This is a genomic window from Actinoplanes subglobosus (assembly GCF_042650585.1).
In the GTDB taxonomy this organism is placed as follows: domain Bacteria; phylum Actinomycetota; class Actinomycetes; order Mycobacteriales; family Micromonosporaceae; genus Actinoplanes; species Actinoplanes subglobosus.
This window is the reverse complement of sequence record NZ_JBHSBL010000019.1, coordinates 534,214-554,321: the sequence shown is the minus strand read 5'-3', so window position 1 is coordinate 554,321 and position 20,108 is coordinate 534,214. Positions and strand designations below refer to the sequence as shown.

At 71.7% G+C, this 20,108-nt stretch carries 18 protein-coding genes; 9 read left to right on the top strand and 9 right to left on the bottom strand.

What is annotated here, in order from left to right; genetic code table 11:
- Positions 1–143 precede the first annotated feature (143 nt).
- From ACFO0C_RS27985 to ACFO0C_RS27970, 4 genes are all read left to right on the top strand, one after another.
- The gene (locus tag ACFO0C_RS27985) at positions 144–932 is read left to right on the top strand and encodes a hypothetical protein (RefSeq protein WP_378069676.1); all 789 of its coding nucleotides are present in this window, start codon (positions 144–146) and stop codon (positions 930–932) included.
- 465 nt (positions 933–1,397) lie between these two features.
- Positions 1,398–1,724 (top strand): helix-turn-helix domain-containing protein, encoded by a 327-nt coding sequence (locus ACFO0C_RS27980; RefSeq protein ID WP_378069675.1) that lies wholly within the window; start codon positions 1,398–1,400, stop codon positions 1,722–1,724.
- A gap of 402 nt (positions 1,725–2,126) precedes the next feature.
- On the top strand, positions 2,127–2,447 hold the full coding sequence (locus tag ACFO0C_RS27975) for a hypothetical protein (protein ID WP_378069674.1): 321 nt from the start codon (positions 2,127–2,129) through the stop codon (positions 2,445–2,447).
- A 5-nt stretch (positions 2,448–2,452) separates the two neighbouring features.
- Positions 2,453–3,922, top strand: a complete 1,470-nt coding sequence (locus tag ACFO0C_RS27970) for a hypothetical protein (protein ID WP_378069673.1) — start codon at positions 2,453–2,455, stop codon at positions 3,920–3,922.
- Here ACFO0C_RS27970 and ACFO0C_RS27965 read toward each other — a convergent pair.
- On the bottom strand, positions 3,900–4,304 hold the full coding sequence (locus tag ACFO0C_RS27965) for a DoxX family protein (RefSeq protein ID WP_378069672.1): 405 nt from the start codon (positions 4,302–4,304) through the stop codon (positions 3,900–3,902). The genes ACFO0C_RS27970 and ACFO0C_RS27965 overlap by 23 nt on opposite strands.
- A 152-nt stretch (positions 4,305–4,456) precedes the next feature.
- On the opposite strand from ACFO0C_RS27965, the gene ACFO0C_RS27960 reads away from it, so the two are divergent.
- Both ACFO0C_RS27960 and ACFO0C_RS27955 read left to right on the top strand, forming a co-directional pair.
- A complete protein-coding gene (locus ACFO0C_RS27960; protein ID WP_378069671.1) occupies positions 4,457–5,935 on the top strand; it encodes a M1 family metallopeptidase in 1,479 nt (492 codons plus the stop codon).
- A 179-nt stretch (positions 5,936–6,114) separates the two neighbouring features.
- Positions 6,115–7,263 (top strand): hypothetical protein, encoded by a 1,149-nt coding sequence (locus tag ACFO0C_RS27955; RefSeq protein WP_378069670.1) that lies wholly within the window; start codon positions 6,115–6,117, stop codon positions 7,261–7,263.
- Between the two features lie 44 nt (positions 7,264–7,307).
- On the opposite strand, the gene ACFO0C_RS27950 is transcribed toward ACFO0C_RS27955, so the two are convergent.
- Both ACFO0C_RS27950 and ACFO0C_RS27945 read right to left on the bottom strand, forming a co-directional pair.
- The gene (locus ACFO0C_RS27950) at positions 7,308–8,921 is read right to left on the bottom strand and encodes a xylulokinase (protein WP_378069669.1); all 1,614 of its coding nucleotides are present in this window, start codon (positions 8,919–8,921) and stop codon (positions 7,308–7,310) included.
- A gap of 152 nt (positions 8,922–9,073) precedes the next feature.
- The gene (locus ACFO0C_RS27945) at positions 9,074–9,946 is read right to left on the bottom strand and encodes an aldo/keto reductase (protein ID WP_378069668.1); all 873 of its coding nucleotides are present in this window, start codon (positions 9,944–9,946) and stop codon (positions 9,074–9,076) included.
- 55 nt (positions 9,947–10,001) lie between these two features.
- Between ACFO0C_RS27945 and ACFO0C_RS27940 the strand changes: the two genes are divergently transcribed.
- Entirely contained in the window at positions 10,002–10,817 is an 816-nt protein-coding gene (locus ACFO0C_RS27940; protein WP_378069667.1) for an SAM-dependent methyltransferase, read from the top strand.
- Between the two features lie 86 nt (positions 10,818–10,903).
- On the opposite strand, the gene ACFO0C_RS27935 is transcribed toward ACFO0C_RS27940, so the two are convergent.
- Entirely contained in the window at positions 10,904–12,238 is a 1,335-nt protein-coding gene (locus tag ACFO0C_RS27935) for an FUSC family protein (RefSeq protein ID WP_378069666.1), read from the bottom strand.
- A 157-nt stretch (positions 12,239–12,395) separates the two neighbouring features.
- Entirely contained in the window at positions 12,396–12,689 is a 294-nt protein-coding gene (locus tag ACFO0C_RS27930) for a chorismate mutase (RefSeq protein WP_378069665.1), read from the bottom strand.
- A 57-nt stretch (positions 12,690–12,746) separates the two neighbouring features.
- On the opposite strand from ACFO0C_RS27930, the gene ACFO0C_RS27925 reads away from it, so the two are divergent.
- Entirely contained in the window at positions 12,747–13,442 is a 696-nt protein-coding gene (locus tag ACFO0C_RS27925; protein ID WP_378069664.1) for a hypothetical protein, read from the top strand.
- Here ACFO0C_RS27925 and malQ read toward each other — a convergent pair.
- The 4 genes from malQ to ACFO0C_RS27905 all read right to left on the bottom strand — a co-directional run bounded on the left by malQ (position 13,434) and on the right by ACFO0C_RS27905 (position 19,584).
- Positions 13,434–15,284: a 4-alpha-glucanotransferase gene (malQ, locus tag ACFO0C_RS27920; RefSeq protein ID WP_378069663.1), complete on the bottom strand. Its 1,851-nt coding sequence runs from the start codon at positions 15,282–15,284 to the stop codon at positions 13,434–13,436. The two genes, ACFO0C_RS27925 and malQ, sit on opposite strands and share 9 nt — an antisense overlap.
- Before the next feature lie 115 nt (positions 15,285–15,399).
- Entirely contained in the window at positions 15,400–16,977 is a 1,578-nt protein-coding gene (locus tag ACFO0C_RS27915; RefSeq protein WP_378069662.1) for a diguanylate cyclase, read from the bottom strand.
- 39 nt (positions 16,978–17,016) lie between these two features.
- Positions 17,017–18,123, bottom strand: coding sequence for a hypothetical protein (locus tag ACFO0C_RS27910; RefSeq protein WP_378069661.1), 1,107 nt, complete (start codon positions 18,121–18,123; stop codon positions 17,017–17,019).
- A gap of 117 nt (positions 18,124–18,240) precedes the next feature.
- On the bottom strand, positions 18,241–19,584 hold the full coding sequence (locus tag ACFO0C_RS27905; RefSeq protein WP_378069660.1) for a hypothetical protein: 1,344 nt from the start codon (positions 19,582–19,584) through the stop codon (positions 18,241–18,243).
- A 223-nt stretch (positions 19,585–19,807) separates the two neighbouring features.
- Between ACFO0C_RS27905 and ACFO0C_RS27900 the strand changes: the two genes are divergently transcribed.
- On the top strand, positions 19,808–20,104 hold the full coding sequence (locus ACFO0C_RS27900) for a WXG100 family type VII secretion target (RefSeq protein ID WP_317793442.1): 297 nt from the start codon (positions 19,808–19,810) through the stop codon (positions 20,102–20,104).
- The last annotated feature ends 4 nt before the right edge of the window (positions 20,105–20,108 follow it).

Below are 20,108 nucleotides of genomic sequence, written 5' to 3'. Positions count from 1 at the left end.
GGCATCCTCGCCTGCGTCCCCTTCATCGAGACCCGTCATGATCGCCAGCCGCTCGGCTTCGCCGCGGCCCGACATGACCGCTCGCCGTCCGTTTGATCGGGGCCCGGCATGATCGGTTGCTGTCCGGTTCATCGGGGCCTGGCGTGATCGCCTGTTATGTGCGGGGCGGTGGTCTCGGGCATCTCACCCGGATCCGCGCGTACCTGCACACCTGCCATCCCGGTGAGACGGCGACGATCCTGACGACGTCGCCGTTCACCGCCGACCCGCGGGTCCTCGGCCCGCACCGGCTGCTGCCCGCCGTGGCCCTGCCGTCACTCCACCCGTCGACACTGGTGGTCGACGCCTTCCCCGCCGGCCTCGACGGCGAACTGTCGGCGGCCTCCATCCCGCGCGGCACACGGACCGTGCACCTGGCGCGGCTGCTGCGCTGGGACGCCTACCTGCCGCTGCTTCCCGCCGACCCGGTGCGTTTCGACGAAACGTGGCTGCTGGAGGACCTGACACCCGAGCACCGCGCCCATTTCCCGGCGGCGGCCCCGCTCACCCTGACCGACCCGCCGGAGTCGACACCACGCGGCGCCGCCGAAGGGTCCTGGTTGATCGTGCACTCCGGCCCTGCGCCGGAGATCCACGAGCTCATCGGGTACGCCAGAGACTGCGCCACCGCCGAAGGCATCCGTCCACGGCTGCTCCTGGCCGCTCCGTCAGCCCCGCACGACCTGCCGGAGGACGTCGCGCACATCGACCCGTACCCGGCATGGCCGTTGTTCGCCGAAGCCGCCCGGGTGATCACGGCGGCCGGTTTCAACGCCGTCCGCCAGACGCGCCCCTGGCGCTCGAAACACCTGATGCTCCCGTTCCCACGCCGCTGGGACGACCAGTACACCCGCGCTGCCGCGGCCCGAAGGCCAGCATCCGCCCAATCTTGACCGGCTTACCACCGCCTTCGGTGGTAACCCGCTCAAGATCTGGCACTGCGCACGGCGGCGCGGCACGGCGGCACGGCGGCACGGCGGCACGGCGGCACGGCGCTGCGGCACGGCGCGGCACGGCGGCACGGCCCGGCGCGGCGGCGCGGCGGCACGGCGGCACGGCACAACGGCACGGCGGCACGGCGGCACGGCGGCACGGCCGATCTTGACCGGCATACCACCGCATGCGGTGTAAACCCGGTCAAGATCCGGATTGGGTTGGCGCTGCACGGTGCCGAGCTGCACGGTGCCGAGCTGCACGGTGCCGAGCTACTTGGCCGATCTTGACCGACTTACCACCGAAAGCGGTGTGTCTAGTCCCATGAGATGTGTCAGTGGTGAAGTCCCGGTACATGTGTCATCTGGTGTGAATCATGGGTGTGCTGGTGTGTGCTGCCGGGCATGGCTTCCCGGCGGTGTGTCATGAATCTGCTCGATGCCCAGCTGGCTGCTGGGGTCTGGGTGAACGCGGCTGAGTTCGCGCGGGAGCATGGCGTGTCGGCGCGGACGGTGTACCGGCATCAGGCCCGGATCCGGGCCGAGGGCCAGTGGCGGGAACGTTCGCGGCGGCCCCGGTCCAGTCCACGCCTCACGCCGCCGGAACTGGATACCTGGATCTGCAAACTGCGTACCGACCTCGCCCCGGACAACGGCGCCAGCTTCATCCACGACGCCGTGACCGAACTGCATCAACGCGCCCGGCCCGCATGGTCAACAACTACTGACACATCTACCGGGACTCCTTGTTGACACATGTCTCGGGACATGACACACCGAAAGCGGTGTAAACCCGGTCAAGATCCGGATTGGGTTGGCGCTGCACGGTGCCGAGCTGCACGGTGCCGAGCTACTTGGCCGATCTTGACCGACTTACCACCGAAAGCGGTGGTAAGCAGGTCAAGATCCGGCGTGGCAGGGCGTGCGGCAGGGCGTGGCGGGGCGTGCGGCAGGGCGTGGCGGGGCGTGCGGCAGGGCGTGGCGGGGCGTGCGGCAGGGCGTGGCGGGGCGTGCGGCAGGGCGTGGCGGGGCGTGGCAGGGCGTGCGGCAGGGCGTGCGGCAGGGCGTGGCAGGGCGTGCGGCAGGGTGCGGCACGGCCTGGCCGATCTTGAGCGGGTTGCAACCGGAAGCAGTCGTAAACGGTCAAGATCGGGCATGGGCCGGAGGCCGGCGGAGGGCGAGCGGGCGCCGCGTGGCCCGGACGCCGGGCGGTGGCGGGCGGCGGGCGCGGTGGCGGGCGGCGGGCGGACGCCGGGCGCGGTGGCGGAGGCCGGGCGCGGTGGCGGACGCCGGGCGCGGTGGCGGACGCGGTGGTGGACGCCGGGCGCGGTGGTGGACGCCGGGCGCGGTGGCGGACGCCGGGCGCGGTGGCGGGCGCGGTGGTGGACGCCGGGCGCGGTGGCGGCGCGGTGGCGGGTGGGCGGCGGGCGCGGTGGCGGGTGGGGCGCCGGGGCGGGTGCCGGTCTGGAACGATGATCGTCGTGGGAACGGGGACGTGGGATCGGCCGCTGGACGGCGTCGCGCAGGTGCCGTGGGAGGAGTTGCTCGCCGGCTCGGAGGATGCGACCGCGAACGGGATCGAGATGATCCGCGCGCTGACCGCGATCGCGGCCGGGGACGAGGTCTACGGCAACTGTGAGCGGATCGGCGACATGCTCACGCCCGATGCCGACTTCCGCTACAGCGAGTGGGGGCAGGATTTCGGTTACGGCCGGGCCGCTCCGGCGGTGGTCGGCTTTCTGGCCCGGATCGCCGCCTCGCACACCGACGACCACACGACGACCACCTGCATCGAGTGGATCGAGAACCTGGTCAACACGCCGATCGAACCGGTCGGCGCGACCGATGAGGATGTGGACGCGCACGTCGACGCGATCCGGTCGGCGCTGCTGGACAACCGGGCGGCGTTGCGGGAGGCGGCCCGCCGTCTGCCCGAGTTCCGGCCGGTGGTGGACCGTCTGATCGCCGAGGCCGGCGCCGGCGCCTACGAACCGCGGTGGCGTGGCGTCGCCCGTCCCTTCGCGGCGAGTCACGCCACCGACGTCGGCCTGGTCGATGCCGGTCGTCCGCTGGTGGTGGGCCTGCACACCTACGGCGCCACCGACTTCCACGACCCGGGCACCGGCACCGTCGTGGTGTCCTCCCCGGAGTGGTGGCGGGAGAGCACCGTGTGGCCCCTCGACGATCCGGCCGGCCCCATGCTGGTCACCGGTAAGCCCCGCCGGGTGTGGCGGCACCGCGACGGCGCCTGGTCCGCGAGGTATCTCGGGCACCCCCTCCGGAGCCTCACTGTGGTTGCCGTCGACGACGGCGAGATCCTGATCCGGTACGCCAGGAATGTCCTCGCCCGGCTCGACGCCCGTACCGGCGCCCGGATCGGACCGGAGGTCCCCCTGCCGTGGGGGAGGGAGGTCCACACCCAGTCCTGGCACCCGTATCGATCGGGCGGCCGGCGGTTCGTGCTGGTCGGCCTGAACCACAACGAGAAAGCCCTGCGGATCGACTTGGACGAGGGTGTCGTCGACGGCCCGCCACTGGTCAACCCCGGACGCTTCCTGACATCGTTCGAGCTGGACGGCCGTACCGTGCTGGTGTTCGCCGCCGACGGTGCGATGTTGCGGGTCGATGCCGAGTCGGGCGAGGGTGCTGGTGATCCGATCGAGGTTCCCCGTTTCACTGCCTGGCGGGAGAGTGCCTGTGTCTACCGCCAGGGTGACCGTCCGATGCTGGCGGTCGCCTCCGGCCGGCGGATCCTCCGCTTCGACGCCCGGACGGGTGCGGAGGCCGGCCCGCCGATGCTCGGGCACCGTCGCGAGGTCATCGCCGTCCGGGCGGCGGTGATCGGTGGGCGTCCCACATTGTTCAGCGTCGACTACGGGACGATCCGCCGCTGGGACGCCGTCACCGGCGTCCCGTGGCCGGCGCCGATCAGCGACGCCGAAGTCGGCTGATCGACGACCGGCGTCCCCAGGCGATGAAGACGCACATCGCGAAGATGATCACGGGCGTGAGCGCTTGTGCGCCGTTGTGCAGGATGAACAGCTGGGTGATGGTGGCGCCGATCATCAGCAGGGCGAGCCCGATCGCGGCGAGCCCGGCGAGCCGGGGCACGAGCAGCCCGATGCCGCCGGCGAGTTCGACGACGCCGATGAAGTAGCGGAACCAGGTCGGCGCGCCCATGTCCTCGAAGGTCTGGACCGCGTAGGCCTCGCCGACGAGCTTGGGTGCCGCCGACGCGACGATGAGGAAGACACCGAGCAGCCCCTGGAACGCCCAGAGGGTGCGGTGGAAGCGGACGGCGGGAACGGTGGGCGCGCTATCGGCGACAGTCATGATCGAATCCTTACTCACGTTGGGTACCGGTAGAGACCGGCGAGCCCTGCCGAACTAATCGGCGGCCCGCCCCGTACCGATGAGTTAATAGATTCTTTTAGATGTATTGGTACGTTTCCCGTGATCGGAATTCTCCGTGAAGGGAGACACCCTTGCTCCGCAGAACCGTCACCGTGACGGCGGCCGTCCTCGCCGTCGTCCTCGGCGTCCAGACCGGCTCCCCGGCCGCACCCGCGCCCGGTAGCCCCGGCGCCGGCGACGTCTACTACCCCGAATACGGCAACGGGGGATACGACGTCGCGCACTACGACATACGCCTGCGTTACTACCCCGACACCGACCGGCTGACCGGGACGACCACGATCCTGGCGTCGGCCACCCAGGACCTGTCCCGTTTCAACCTCGACTTCGCGCTGGCCACGAAGTCGGTGCGGGTCAACAACCGGGCCGCGTCGTTCGTCAAGCAGAGTGACCACGAGCTGGTCGTGACCCCGGCCCGCACGGTGGCGAAGGGCGCGCCGCTGACGATCGTCGTCGAGTACGACGACATCCCGTCGAACGTCGTGGCCTCCGGCTTCACCTCGTGGAACCGGACCCCGGACGGTGCGCTGGCCGTCAACGAGCCGGAGATCGCCTGGTGGTGGTACCCGAGCAACGACCACCCGACCGACAAGGCCTCCTTCGACGTCTCGGTGCTCGTGCCGGACGGCGTGGAGGCGATCTCCAACGGTGTGCCGACCCGCTGGGCGACGCCGGCGTTCGACGGCTGGAGCCGCTGGTCGTGGCGGCAGGACAAGCCGCAGGCCACCTACCTGACGTTCCTGGCGATCGGCGATTTCGACACCTACCAGGACACGTCGGCGGACGGCAGTCCGATCGTCACCGCCTACAACACCCGGCTCGACGCGGCCACCGCCGCGGCGGCGAAGGCCAGCGTCGAGCGCACCGACGAGATCACCGACTGGCTGGCCGGGCTCTTCGGTCCCTACCCGTTCGGCGCGCGCGGCGGCGTGGTCACCGGCGCCAATGATCAGGGCTTCGCCCTGGAGACCCAGACCCGGCCGGTGTACGACGGACGCAGCTTCATCCGAGGCTCCAACAACTCGCTGATCGTCCACGAGCTGGCACATCAGTGGTTCGGCGACTCCGTCTCGGTCGGCCAGTGGAAGGACATCTGGCTCAACGAGGGCTTCGCGACGTACGCCCAATGGCTCTGGTCGGAGGAGCAGGGCGAGGGGACCGCCGACGAGATCGCCGACTACGTCTACGGCACGGTGTATCCGGCGGACAGCGCGTTCTGGCAGGTGCTGCCGGGCGATCCGGGCCCGGGTGACCTGTTCGACAGCGCCGTCTACGACCGGGGCGCACTGACCCTGCACCACCTGCGCGAACTGGTCGGCGACGACGACTTCTCCGCGATCCTGCGCGCCTGGACCGACTCCCAGCGGTTCGGCGACGGCACCACCCCGGAGTTCCAGGCGCTGGCCGAGCGGATCTCCGGCGTCGACCTGGACGCGTTCCTGCAGACCTGGCTCTACACCCCGGGCCGCCCCGACCTGGGCGTGCGCTCCCTGGCCGCCCCGGCGCAGCCGAGGTCCTGGCCGCTGATCGTGGCCGCCCACCAGCACTGACCGTGATGGCGGTCGCCGTCGCCCGCACCGGCACGGCGGCCGCCACCGGGCGTACCCTCCGCCTCGACGACAGGGGGTCCTGTCGGCGCTGGCCGCAATAGCCCTGCTCCGACCCCTCACCCGGGATGAATCAGCCGGAACCGCCGGATATCGTCAATAGGAGTGTCTACCGTGACCCGATGAGACGCATCATCGTGCTGACCTGCGCCGTCCCGCTGCTGGCGGCCGCCGCTGCCCTCACCGGCGGGGCCGCCGCCACCGGTGGACGCGTTCCCGAACCGGCCGCGTCACCGCCGCTCGGCGACGAGTACTACACGCCCACCGAGCTGAATCGTGGCCTGTTCGACGCGGCGGACCTGCCGGCCGGCTACACCCGGCTCGACGGCGCCGCGGCCGGCTATCCCGGCGTGCTGGACACCGACGCCTGCTCCGTCGTCGGATACAGCGAGCTGAACGGCGCGAGCGCGATCCAGACCACTGCCGTGCGCCGGGCCTTCCGCGCCGAGGACGGCAGCACCCTCGCCTTCCAGCTGCTCGCCGTCGGCCCCGATGCGGTCGCCGGCTGGGTCGCCTACACCGCCGATCCGCCGACGAAATGCCCGGTGGTGACCGAGGACGGGTACACGATCCGGAACAGCCGGCTCCCGCTGCCCGGTGTCGCTGAGCCGGCGGCCGGCATGATCAGGATCGGTGGGACCGGACCGACGGCGACCCGGCGGCACTCGGCGTCGGTGGGCTGGGGCGCGGTGGTCCTGACCGTCGAGGAGACGAACACCAGCGAGAGCCGGCAGGACCGGTTCGTGGAGATCGTCGGATCGGCGGCCCGCCAGGTACGCGAGATCGCCGCCGGCCCCTCGGTCGAGGATCTGCGGCGCGGCCTGCTCACCCTCGCGGACCTTCCGGACGGGTTCCGGATCGTCGCCGACGACACCGTCGAGGGCCGCGAGGTCTTCACCGAGCGCGACTGCGACGGCAAGATCGAGGAGTACGGCGACGACCAGCTCGTGGCCCGCCGCACCTACGCCAAGGGGGACGCCACCGTCTCCTTGGCGGTCGGGCCGGGTACCGACGGGTACGGCCTCACCGGCGCGATGAGCCGCCGGGTCAGGGAGTGCGCGGACGGCGTCGCCGAGGCCCCGTCGATCTCCACCGACATGCACGTCGGCGGCATCGTCTACCAGGACCGCCCGCCACGGCTGCGAGGTGTCACCCTCTACCGCGAGGTGATCTCCGACATCCAGGTGACCATGGCCGGCGGCGTCGACCTGGCCGCGGCCGAGGAGATCCGTGAGGCCGCCCTGCGCGCCACCTGGAAGATCTACGACTGAGGGCGGGCGGGGGTGGCCCCCGGTGCGGAGGGCCACCCACCGGCTCAGCTGTTGTCGACCGCCGCCTGCTCGACCGGGAGCGCCGCCACGTACCGCTGCATGAACGCGTTGAAACCGGCCACGTCCTCGGCCTCCGGCTCCGCCGTGTCGAGCTGGGCGCCGGCGAACACCGACGTGTTGAGGAAGTCGGCGAGACTCTGACCCGGCTGCCGCGCGGTCACGAACCCGGCCAGCACCGCGATGCCCCACGCGCCGCCCTCGGCGGCCAGGTTGCCGACCGACACCGGCGTGTTGATCGCGGCTGCCAGCAGCTTCTGCGCCACACCCTCGGTCTTGAACAGGCCGCCGTGCGCGAACATGCTGTCCAGCTGCACCGACTCGGCCTTCTGCAGCACGTCCATGCCGATCCGCAGCGTGGCCAGGGCCGAGTAGAGCTGGGTCCGCATGAAACTGCCGAGCGTGAGCGCGCTGCCCGGCTCCCGCAGGAAGAGCGGGCGGCCCTCGTGCAGCTTGGTGATCGGCTCACCGGACAGGTAGTTGAACGCCATCAGCCCGCCGCCGTCGGGCGCGCCGGTCAGCGCCGCCTTGAACAGCGTCTCGAAGACCTGCCCACTGGAAGCGGGAGCACCGAGCGCCGCCGCGAACTCGGCGAACAGGCCCGCCCACGAGTTGAGCTCGCTGGCGCCGTTGTTGCAGTGCACCATCGCCACCAGGTCACCGGCCGGCGTGGTGACCAGGTCGATCTCGGGGTGCATCCGGCTCAGCGGACCGTCCAGCACGATCATCGCGAAGATGCTGGTGCCGGCGCTGATGTTGCCGGTGCGGCGGGCGATCGAGTTGGTCGCCACCATGCCCGTGCCGGCGTCGCCCTCCGGCGGGCACAGCGTCGCACCCGGCTGGAGCGTGCCACCCGGGTCGAGCAGACGCGCCCCGGCCTCGGTCAGCGTGCCCGCGGCCTCACCGGCCGGCAGCACCGCCGGCAGCAGGTCGGCGAGCTTCAGCGGCACCCGGCCGGCGGCCAGCTCGTCGAACTGGCTCAGCATCCGCGCGTCGTACCCACCGGTGGTCACGTCGATCGGGAACACGCCGCTCGCGTCGCCGACACCGAGGACCTGGCGGCCGCTGAGCTTCCAGTGCACGTAGCCGGCGAGCGTGGTCAGGTGTGCGAGCCGGCCCAGGTGTTCCTCGCCGTTGAGGACGGCCTGGAACAGGTGGGCGATGCTCCAGCGGTGCGGGATGTTGTACCCGAAAAGGTCGCTGAGCTGCTCGGACGCGTCGCCGGTGTTGGTGTTGCGCCAGGTGCGGAACGGGGTGAGCAGCTCGCCCTCGGCGTCGAAGGCGAGATAGCCGTGCATCATCGCGGAGACGCCGAGCGCGCCGACCGACCGCAGCTCCGTGCCGTACCGGCCGCGGACATCGGCGGCCAGGGCGGCGAAACAGCCCTGCAGGCCCTCCCACACCGCTTCGAGGGAGTAGGTCCAGGTCCGGTCGACGAACTGGTTCTCCCAGTCGTGGCTGCCGACCGCGATCGCCTCATGATCCGGTCCGGTCAGCACGGCCTTGATCCGCGTCGACCCCAACTCGATCCCGAGAGCCGTCCGGCCCTCGTCGATCGCTTCGCGCACCCCGGCCGGCGGCCGTGCATCCGTATCAGTCATGGTCATGTCATACCGCACGCCAACAGGTGGAACGTGACCGGCCCGGTGGTTTTTGCAGCGCTGCAAGGTCGGTTGGTCACCGCGGCTGCCGCGCCACCGGGTCCGGCGGCTGCGCAAACCCCGGATCTGATACGGCTACGTGCTCTCCGCCATCAGGTCCACGGCAGGCGCGACCGGGTCGTCCAATAGTCCTGGGCCGGCTCGGCGGCCAGCGGGCTGTCCCGCTCCGAGGCGGCCGCCCGCAGGTTCGACGCCAACTGCTCGCCGGTCGCCGCCCCGGACAGCACGATCGTCGCCCACGGCCGGCGCAGCGCGGTGGCCAGCGCCGCCTCGTCCCGGTCGGCGAGACGACCGTTGGCCAGCGCCTCCTTGACGATCACCACCCGGCCGGACGCGTGTGCCTCGGCCAGGGCCGGTCCGGCGCTCGGTTCGAGGAGGTTCCAGGTGGCCTGCACACTCCGGAACAGCGGCAGCCCGTCGACCTCGATCCCGCACGCGGCCCGGATCGCGTCGGCCTGGCGTGGACCGCTCGTCGACAGGCCGACCACGGCGCCCTGCCCGGCCAGCCGGCGGTGCAGCTCCCGGTCGGTCAGCACCGGACTGTCCGGGGTCACCGAGTGGACCTGGTAGAGCGCCAGCCGGTCGCCGAACAACGCCCTGGTCTCGGCGAGCTGGCGTTCGAACGTACCGACGCTGTGGTCCTTGACCTCGTGCACGTCCGCCGTGACCTGCCAGTCAGCGGTGTAGGTGTAGCCCCACTTGCTGCCCACGATCGCGTCGTCGTGCCCCGGGAGCCAGCCGGCCAGGAACTCCTCCGCCCGGCCGTACGACCTGGCCACGTCGAAATAGCGCACGCCCGCGGCGTACGCCTGATCGAGAAGTTGATGTGCCCTCTCCCGCATCGCCTCGACCGTCCGCAAGGGCAGGTCGCGCTCCCGGCCGAGAGTGATGTAACCGGGGCGGCCCACCGCGGCCAGCCCCAGCCCGATCCGGGCCACACCGCTGAATCCGTCGAACAGTTCCACGATCCCGACCATAGTGGATCTAGCGCGAGGTTCACTGTGCGTGTTGAATAGCGGCGTGGATGACAGGACCGCCGCCGCCCGCGGGATCGACCCCAACCAGCCGCACCCGGCCCGGCGTTACAACTACTGGCTCGGCGGCAAGGACAACTTCGCCGCCGACCGGGCCTCCGGCGACGAGCTGCAAAGGCATTTCCCCAAGGTACGGCTGGGTGCGCTCGCCAACCGGGCGTTGCTGCAGCGGGCCACCCGGTTCCTCGCCGAGGAGGCCGGCATCCGGCAGTTCCTCGACATCGGCACCGGCCTGCCGACCGCCGACAACACCCACGAGGTCGCGCAGCGCTACGCCCCGGACAGCCGGATCGTGTATGTCGACAACGACCCGCTGGTCATGGTGCACGCCCGGGCGCTGCTCAACAGCAGCCCGGCTGGCCGGACCGCCTACATCGAGGCCGACCTCAACGACCCCGACGCGATCCTCGCGAACCCGGTCCTGCACGACACCCTCGACCTGAAGCAGCCGGTCGGGCTGATGCTGATCGCCGTCCTGCACTTCATCCACGGGCACGGCGCCGCCAAGCCGATCGTCGGCCGGCTGCTCGACGCCCTGCCGTCCGGCAGCTTCCTGGTCGCCACGCACGCCACCTCCGATTTCGGCACGCCCGAGCAGCAGGCCCTCTACCAGCAGCTGGTCGAACAGGGGAGGTCCGACGTCTGGACCCGCCCGCACGACGAGTTCGCCGCCCTGTTCAGCGACCTCGACCTGGTCGACCCGGGTGTGGTTCCGGCGAGCGAGTGGCGTCCCGCCCCGGGCGCGGAGATCCCGGACCGCTCCGACATCAACGTGTGGACCGCCGTCGGCCGCAAGCCCTGACACAGCCGGATCTCGACCCGTCAGCCCACCGCTTCCGGTGGTCGATCGATCAAGATCGGCCGGAATCGGCGCCCGGGCCGGGCTGTTCAGCGGCTGAGAGCCTTCTCCCAGATCAGGCGGACGGCGGGCAGGACCTCGGACACCGCCGGGATACCGGGGCCGGGCTCGCGGACGCCGACGGCCAGGGCCGGGGCGGAACGCTCCAGGGAGCCCGCCATCCGGTCGATGTCGGTGATGATCGAACCGGTCAGGACCAGGACGCCGGTGTCGTCGACCTTCGTGCGGACCTCGCGCAGCGTGCGGCGGCGCTCCTCCCGCAGGCCGTTGAGCAGGTCGTGCAGGTTTCCGGTGTCGTGGACGGCATCGGCGCGCGAGTCGGCGACCAGTGCCGCGTGCACCGCGAACGCGTCGGCGGCGGTGGCCAGGACCTGGCCGATCTGTGCCGGGACGCCGGGGGCGCCCGGTGTGGCGGTGGCGTCGAACATCGACCGGGCCACCGAGTTGACCTGGTGCACGCCGTGTTCGAGGGCGCGCAACGTCTCGTCGAGCGGTGTCACCCGGGCCACCGATGTGGTCAGTGACCAGCGGGCCTGCTTCGTCAGCTCGGCGACGGCGGCGACCGCGTCCTGCAGGTCCTCGTCCAGCTCGCGGGACCGGGCCAGCCAGCCGGTGGCCTGGTCACGGTCGTAGCCGTCGCGGACCCCGGCACCCAGCCGCCCCAGCAGAGTGGCGATCTCGGTGGACAGGTGGGCCAGCTTGCGGCGCGCCCGCTCCAGCGGGGTCATGCCACTGACCAGTGGGGACAGGATCACGCCGACGACGATGCCGAGGACCGTGGCGGCCACCCGCTGCCAGACGAACGCCTCGGTGACGGCCGTGCCGCCGACCAGGATGCCCAGTGACGTGAGCGGCACCGTGGCCGAGCCCTCACCCAGCCGCAGCAGCCGGCCCAGTGCCAGACCACAGCCGGCGATGACCGCGATCGCCCACTCGCTCACGCCGAACGCGCCCCACACGACGACCGCCACCGCGATGCCGGCGAGCGTGCCGACCAGCCGCTGCGCGCCCTCACGGACCGAGGCGTGCGAGCTCATCTGCACCGACAGCGTCGCCGAGATCGCCGCCAGCACCGGGGCGACCAGGTGCAGGGTGTCCGCCGCCAGCCAGGCGATGCCCGCGGCCGCCGCAGTGACCAGGACCGCTCGTGCGGTCTCCCCCTCGATGCGGTTGCGGCAGCGGCGGGCGGATCGGCGCAGCGGCCCGGGCAGGTGCGGTACGAGCCGGGCGATCAGAGCACGGCAGGTGATCTCGACGGCGGGCTTGACCTTGCGGCGCAGAACCGCGGCGACGACCGCGCAGAGGGTCAGGCCGACAGCGACGACGGTGAGCGGATCGGTGGACTGGAGGAGCGACTGGAACAACGGGACGACTTTCTCTTTCCTGAACGGCTTCCGGACACCAAATCTATCGGCGGCTCTTGCTTCAAAATGGACCAAAAACGGCAAATGTGATCGCCGTCGCTCTCGTCCGAGTGAGACCCGCGCAAGGAGGTCCGGTGGCCGGGACGGGCCGCGGGGATCAGAGCGGCCCGGCGGTACGGCTGTGGTGCTCGGCCAGTTCCAGGTCGATGAAGGCGGCGATCATCGCCCGGTACACGCGCTCCACCACCTCCGGCGAGGCGTCGTGCTCGGCGGCCAGGGCGCGCACCTTGGCGATCACCTGTTCCACGCGCGCGGGTGCTCGTACCCCCTGGTCGTCCTTCTTGAAGGTCGCGGCCGTGCGGACGAGCCGCTCGCGGGCGGCGAGCAGGCCGACCACCTGGGCGTCGAGGGTGTCGATCTGGCGGCGGACGTCATCGAGGGAAGCGGCCATCGGCTCATCCTGCCAGGCCGGGGTGTGACGGCGCGTCCCAGCGGGCAGTGATCGGGCATGGAGAACAAATCGATACGGATCGCCGCAACCGCCGGCCTGCTGTGCGCCTCGCTGACCGCGTGCACGGCGGCTGACCCGGTGGTCACGACCAGCCCGGCCGCGGACACCGTGCCGGAGCCGGCGTCGAGCAGCGTGTCCACGTCGACTGCCGACGGCATCCCGGCGGCCGCGCTGCTGCAGCCGGCCGACGTCGGCGGCGTGCGGGCCGAACCGCTGGAGCAGGGCGACTTCGCGCACGTCCGCCCGTTGCGCCCGTGCGGTGACGAGCGGTATCCCAGTGACGCCTCCCGCACCGACGCGGTGGCCGTGCGGTTCGCGGTGCCCGGTGCCGAGCAGGGCAGCACGCCGAGCGTCGTGGTGCAGTTCGTCGGCCGGCACGAGGCCGGGGGAGCGGCGGAGCAGTTCAAGGATGTCGGAGCCGCGCTGGATCGCTGTCCGGGTGGTCTCGGTGAGGGGCAGCGTAAGTGGGAGGTCGTCGAGGAGGACGCGGATTCGGTGCTGGTCCGGATCGGTCAGCGGTTCGCCTACGCGGACGAGGAGCCGGCGACCGTCAACCACTACGCGGCGCTGTCGCGGGTGAACGACGCGGTCGTCGTGGTCGCGGACCTGGGCTGGGAGAACAGCGACGGTTCGGAGTCCCTGGTCCGCGACCTGATGACGAAGGCGGAGGAACGCGCCGCGACCCTAGGCTGACGGGCGGTCGGCGAGGGTGGCCAGCACGTCCCGGGCCAGCGGCGCGGCCAGCAGCTCCTCGACGGGTGCGGGCAGGCCGATGCGCCAGTTCGGGTATTCGTCGACGGTGCCGGGCATGTTGGGCCGCTCGCTGACGCCGGCCGCGTCGTCGAGCGTGGCCACCACGACCCGGGACGGGCTGGCGGCCAGTTCCCGGTATTCGGCGAGGACCGCGGCTCGCACCTGGCCGGGACCGACCGGCCCGGCCGGGTCGACGCCGGCCTGTTCGCACAGCTCGCGCCGGGTACCGGCGACGAACACCGCGTCGAACGCCTTGCCGATCCGCTGCATGTCGGACTCGTCGGAGCCGGTGACGATGCCGGCGATGGTGGCCTGGTCGTGGGTGCTCGCGGCGCCCATCGAGTTCTCCGGGTTGAGCCGGGACCGCACGCCCATCTCGGTGCGGTAGCCGAGCATCCCGATCGCGGCCATCGTCTCCCGGACCTCCGGCGCGACCGTCCCGATGTCCTCGCCGACGATCCACGCACCGGCCCGGCACGCCTCGATGCGGAGCACGGCCAGCAGGGCGTCGACGGGGTAGCGCACGTAGGCGCCGTCGGCCACGGTGCCGTCGACCGGGATCCAGAACAGCTGCCACAGCTGCATCACGTGGTCGATCCGCAGGGCGCCGGCGTGCCGCAGCCCGGCCCGGACCAGTGCCACGAACGGCGCGAAGCCGGCGCCGGTGAGACGGAACGGGTCGAACGGGGGCAGCGACCAGCGCTGGCCCTCCCGGTTCCACGGGTCGGCCGGGCAGCCCACCTCGAAGTCGAAGGCCAGCAGGTCCTGGTGCTGCCAGGCATCGGCGGACCCGAAGTCGAAGCCGACGGCGACGTCCACGCAGACGGTGACGCCGCTGCGGCAGGCGACAGCGAACTGCCGGTCGGCCACCCACTGGCACCACATGTGGAAGCGGATCCGGTCGGCGTGCGCGGCGGTGAAGACGGTGACCGCCTGGCTCTGCGGGTGCCGGTAGCGGTCCGGCCACTTGCGCCAGTCGCCGCCGTACAGTTCGGCCAGCACCGACCAGGTGGCGAAGGCGAGCAGGTCGGTGCCCTGCTCGTCGGCCCATGCCTGGAACTCGGCCGGCTCGTCGCGCCGGGTCACCGTCCAGACCCGCTCCAGCGCCGCGACCTTGATCCTGGCGACGGCGTCCCGGTCGATGTGGCGCTGTGCGTTCAGGGCCCGGCCGGCGGTGGCCAGGTCGGACAGGTCGATCCGCTCGGCGCCGGGCGCGTCACCCGGTGCCACGTGCAGGACGTTCAGCCACTGGCGGCTGGCCGGGCTGTAGGGCGAGTTCATCGCCGGGGTGACCGGGGCCATCGCGTGCACCGGGCTCACCATCAGCACACCGGCCTCCCGGGCGGCGGTGGTCCGGGCGATCAGCGCCAGATCGCGGAAGTCGCCGATGCCCCACGAGTCGCGGCTGCGGGCGGCGTAGAGCTGCACGGCCAGGCCACCGGTGCGGGCGGGCTGGGGGAGCTGCTCCGGCGCGGCCAGCAGCAGGTGCGTGGAGCCGTCGTCGGTGGTCAGGCGGTGGTAGCCGGGACGGTCGACGACACCGTCGGCGCGGATCACGCCGCCGTCCTCGAGTTCGACCTTGCCGTACAGCCGGGGATGCCATCGGCCGGGTGTCGCGATCACGACCTCGGTATCCGTGGCGTCGCGCCGGAAACGCTCGGCGAGCGCCTCACCGGTCCGGTCCGCGACCCCGCGGTCGATCCCGAAGGCGTCGGTCCAGCGCGGAACGACCCCCAGCGCGGCGTAGTCGCTGTCATTGCTGGCATGCGGCGTCACGGTCATACCGAAGACGGTCCCGACAACGCGGTGCGAGACGTTTCCGGCGGGGTTGCGGCCGCGTTGCTAGTTTTCGGCGGTACGGGCGAACGTGCCCTCCGGCAGCGGAAGAGGGGCTCTCTCAGCCGGCGAGGGTCGCCTCGGCCATCACCCGGTCGCGGCCGGCGTGCTTGGCCGCGTAGAGGCTCCGGTCGGCACGGGCGATCAACGTGTCCGGGGTGACCGTCCCGTCGACGTGGGTGGCGACACCCACGCTCACCGTCACCGGCAGCGTGCCGGTCAGCGGGCTCCAGTCCGTGGTCCGGACCATCGTCACCAGCGTCTCGCACCGATGCTGGGCCGCGGTCACCCCGACGCCCGGCAGGAGCAGCAGGAACTCCTCACCACCGAGCCGCGCGGCGATCTCCGACCCGGTGACGAACCGGTTGAGCAGCGCACCCAGCTCCCGCAGCACCGCGTCCCCGGCGGCGTGGGTGAGCTGGTCGTTGATCCGTTTGAAGTGGTCCGCGTCGATCACCGCCACGGACAGCGGCTCACCGCTGCGGCGGGCGGCGGCGACCGCGGCGGCCAGGCGCTCGTCGGCGTACCTGCGGTTGAAGAGGCCGGTCAGCGCGTCCTGGTAGGCGAGCGCCTCGAACCGTTCGGACTCCCGGCGCGCCTCCTCCGCCTCGAAGACGGCCTGCATGGCGTAGGCGCGGGCCTCCCGTTCCGCCGAGTGCAGAGCCTCGGACCGGGCGTGGAACAGCCGATACTCCTCGTACGCCTCCTGGAACCGCCCGGCCCCCGCGTACCACTCGGCGCGGGCCCGGTGCACCCGTGCCGCGATCCCGGCGAGGCCCCGCTGGTCGCAGACCTCACCGGCCCAGTCGAGGGTCTGCCCGGCCAGGTCGGGTCGGCCGGTGCCCTGATAGACCTCGACCAGCGTGAGCAGGCACTCGGGCAGACTGTCGCCCTCGCTCAGCAGCGGCCCCTCCGGGTCGTCGAGCACCGGCTGCAAGGTGGCCTCGGCGTCCGCGTACCGCTCCTGCATGATCGCGATCCGGGCCAGCGTGTCCAGGTAGAGGCCGTCCAGGCGGATGCCGTGGTCGGCGGCGATGGTCCGCATCTGCCGGGCCAGGTCGTTGGCGGTGCCGACGTCCTCGTTCTCGTAGGCGGTGAACGCCATGTTGTTGATGACCGTCAGTGCCTGGTCGGGGTCGTCGTTCTTCTCGGCGATCAGCAGCGCCTCACCGAACCGGCGTTCGGCCTCCTGGTACTGCCCGTTGAGGTCGAGCAGCAGCGCCAGCGTGATCAGCTGGCTGCACCGGAGCCGTTCGGGCAGGTGCTCGGCGTGCTGGAACCCGGTGACCGCGTGGGCGAGGGCCTGCGCGCCGTCACCCAGCCGGCGGTAGAAGATCGCCTGGAGCCGGTGACCGCGTGCCAGCAGGACGTCGTCGCCGTGCTGCTCGGCCCAGAGGGTGACCGCCTTGGCGACCCGGCCCTGCTCGGCGATGTCCCCGCGCCGTCCGGCCACGTCGGCGAGGATCAGCTGCGCCCGCTGGACCAGATCGTCGAACCCGTGGTGGCGGGCTTGCAGCTCCACGACCGCGGCCGGAGCCGACACCGCCTCGAAGTTCTTCGGTGTGAGCAGCTCCAGCTCCTGGAGATGCGTGATCAGTTGGTCACGTATCGCCGGCTGGCCCGGGGGTGTCGCGGTCACGGCTCTCGTTTCGGCCTGGGTTCCCAGCGGTTGAGATCTCTACCGCGATGTCCGCGGATACATCAACTTATCGCCAACCGCGACCATCCAGGCCATGACCGGGACCGGAACAGCCGGGTTGCGGACCGCATGGCCGGCACTCCCCGAGTCGAGAAGCAGTGTCACCAGGTCGTCGGCGTGGATCGAGGGGTTGGTGCAGGCGAGCCGGCGGATCCTCGGCCTGGGGTCGGCCGCCAGCCGCCGGATCGACGCGGGCGACAGCCGGGGGTCCCCGGCGGCGGCCTGACGCACGTGCCAGTGCGGGTCGAGGCCGAGCTGCTCGGCGATCGCGGCGGTGGCGGCCGGGTCGTCGAGGGCGAGGGCCCGCAGCAGCGGGTTCGGGTCCGTCGCGTACCGCACGAGTCCGTCGCGGGGAAAGTTCGGGTGGTTCCGGGGCCGGCCAGGGAAGGAGAGACTCCCGTGCCACCAGGAGGCCACCTCGAGCAGCATCTCGGGCGGGGCGTCGTCGCAGGACTCGGCGAGGAAGAGGCGTACGACGCGGTCCGGGGCGCCGGCGAGTACCGCGACCACGTCGGCGGGCAGGTGCTGTGCGCGGGCGACGCTGCGCCGGATCAGTAGGTTCGATGAGGTGGCCAACAGGCGCATGGCCTCGGCGTCGTCGTGCAGGGCGCCGATCCACCAGAGCGCCGTCGTCCGGTCGCGCGGGTCGATGTCCGGTGCCGCGGCTGCCATCGCCGCGATCTCCTCCGGCGTTGCGGGCGGTGTCGCGCCGGGGTGCGGGGGCCTGCCGACGCCCCGGCGACCGGGGACCCGTTGGCGGGTGTCCCGCTGTTCTTCCGTGAAGAGTTCCCGGTGTCGGCTATCCGACGTGGCGGCGATGAGCCTGTCCCACTGTGCGTCGGTGAGGAGGCCGGACTCGGCGGCGGCGGCGCGGACCTCGCTGTCCTCGTGGACGACCGCGGTGTCCAGGATCGCGGGCGGCAGGTCACCGCGCGCGAGGAAGCCGGTCTGGCCGATGTCCAGGAGGCTGAGCAGGACGTTCGCTGGCGCCGCCCGGTTGAACCCGAGGCCGGCGAGCCAGGAGGAGGCCGCCTTCGGGTCGAGATCATTCGCGGTCAGCCGGTCCCAGGGCGGGGTGTCGATCACCCGACACAGGGTATCGGTCAGACGGGCCGGGGCCGGGCGCGGTCAGGGCCCGGGGCCGGGCGCGGTCAGGGGCCGGGACCGGGCGCCCGGAGGGTTCCTCCGGGCGCCCGGAGGGGGTCAGACCCGCAGGCTGGCCCGCTCGGGGAGCAGGCCGGTCTGGACGGCGCCCTTCGCGTCGACGGTGATCCGCCACTGGGCGTCGTCGGCCTTTACCACGACCGCCGACCACAGCCGCCGCGGCTCGTTGAGCAGCACGTTGACGTAGACGAGGTCGTGCCCGCGCGGCGGCGTGGCCAGGAACAGCACACCGCCCGGTGCGGCCTCGGCGATCCGGGCCACGTCGGTGACGGCCGGGGCGTCCACCCCGGCGAACCGCTCGGCCGGTTCGTGGTCGAAACCGACCCGGATGACCTGCAGGCCGGACGCCCACGGGCTGCGCAGCAGCCGGACCGACCAGGCGCGGGCCAGTTCGGCGGCCCGGTCGGCGTCGCCGTCGAGGCTGATCACGCCACCGGACTGGGCCAGGTTGAGCAGCACCTGACCGGAGGCGGTCAGACCGACCGGCACGAGCCGCGGGTACGGCGCCGGCAGGCTGTTGTCGACGACCGACCGCTGGACCTGGGCCACCGTCGACGACCAGGTACGCCCGGCGTCACCGACGGACCAGCCGGCCGGGGCCGCCTCGTCGGGGGTGGACAGCCGGACCGTGACGATCTCCGGGCCGAGGACCACGGCGATCGCGTCCGGCACCCCGCGGCCCTGCTCGGCGCAGGCCGTGGCCAGGGCGCGCACGGCCCGGTCGACGGCCCACGCGTCGGAGTCACCCATCACCGCGAGCGCGGCCGGGGCCGGCTTCCGCGCCTTGCGCCGCTTGAGCAGGAACAGCACCAGCCAGACGAGACCGGCCACGACGAGCACCCCGGCCACCCCGAGGAGCACCGGGACCAGCCAGGTCGTGCCCTCGCCGGTGGGTGCGGCCTGCTGGGCCGGCTGCGGGGCCGGCGCCGCCGAGGTGACGGCCGGCTTCTCCGGAGCCGGGGTCGGGGCGGCCGCCGACGGGACCACGGCGCCGGGGGCGTCGTAGAACGGCAGGACACCGACCTTGATCTCCTTGCCCTTGGCGTCGGCCGGCAGGCGCAGCACCCACCCGGGCGACAGCACCTCGGGCTTGGTGACCTGGAGGCCGCCGGGCTGCCAGCGGCCCTTGTTCAGTGTGAAGATCTCCATTGCACGGTCGCCGGTTCCGAGGAAGCGCTCGGCGATCTCGTACAGATATTCAGGTTCGCCTTGGTAACCGTCAGTGACAATGTAATACGGCGCGGACTGACCTTTGTCGGTCGGCGCCGGCAATGGCTCCGCGAGGGCGGGCCCGGTCAGAAGGACGGCCGCGGCTGCGGCCGCGGTGAGCCCGGTCATCGCGTAGCGCAGGGCGGCGCGAGCCGATCGGCCCAGCCAGTTCATCGTTTCTCCTCGAGCCTAGGCGCGTCATTCATCGATGAGAGCCACTTTATTCGCCATGACGGTGGCCCATGATCGCCGAATCTTAGGGCGTCGAGGTAAAGGGGGTACGTCCGGAGTGTCCAAACCTACATAGACATGAAAGCCTTATCGCCCTACTTTGGTCGCGTTACTGATCGTCGGGATGGTGCGCGCCATCACCCGGCACCACTCGAAGGGACCTCCGATGGCGAACCTCAACATCACGTACACCGAGATGTCGGACAGCGCGACCCGCATGCGCAACAACAAGAACGACATCGACGCGCGGCTGACCGAGTGCAAGTCCATCGTCGACAACCTGACCGCGTCCGGTTTCGTCACCGACCAGGCGTCCGGCAAGTTCGACGAAGTGCACACCGAGTTCGTCACCTCGGCCAACCAGGTGATGGAGACCCTCGAGCAGCTCTCCTCCTGGCTGGACAAGGCCGTCGACGCGATGCGCGACATGGACACCCAGCTCGCGCAGTCGCTCAACAAGTGATCCC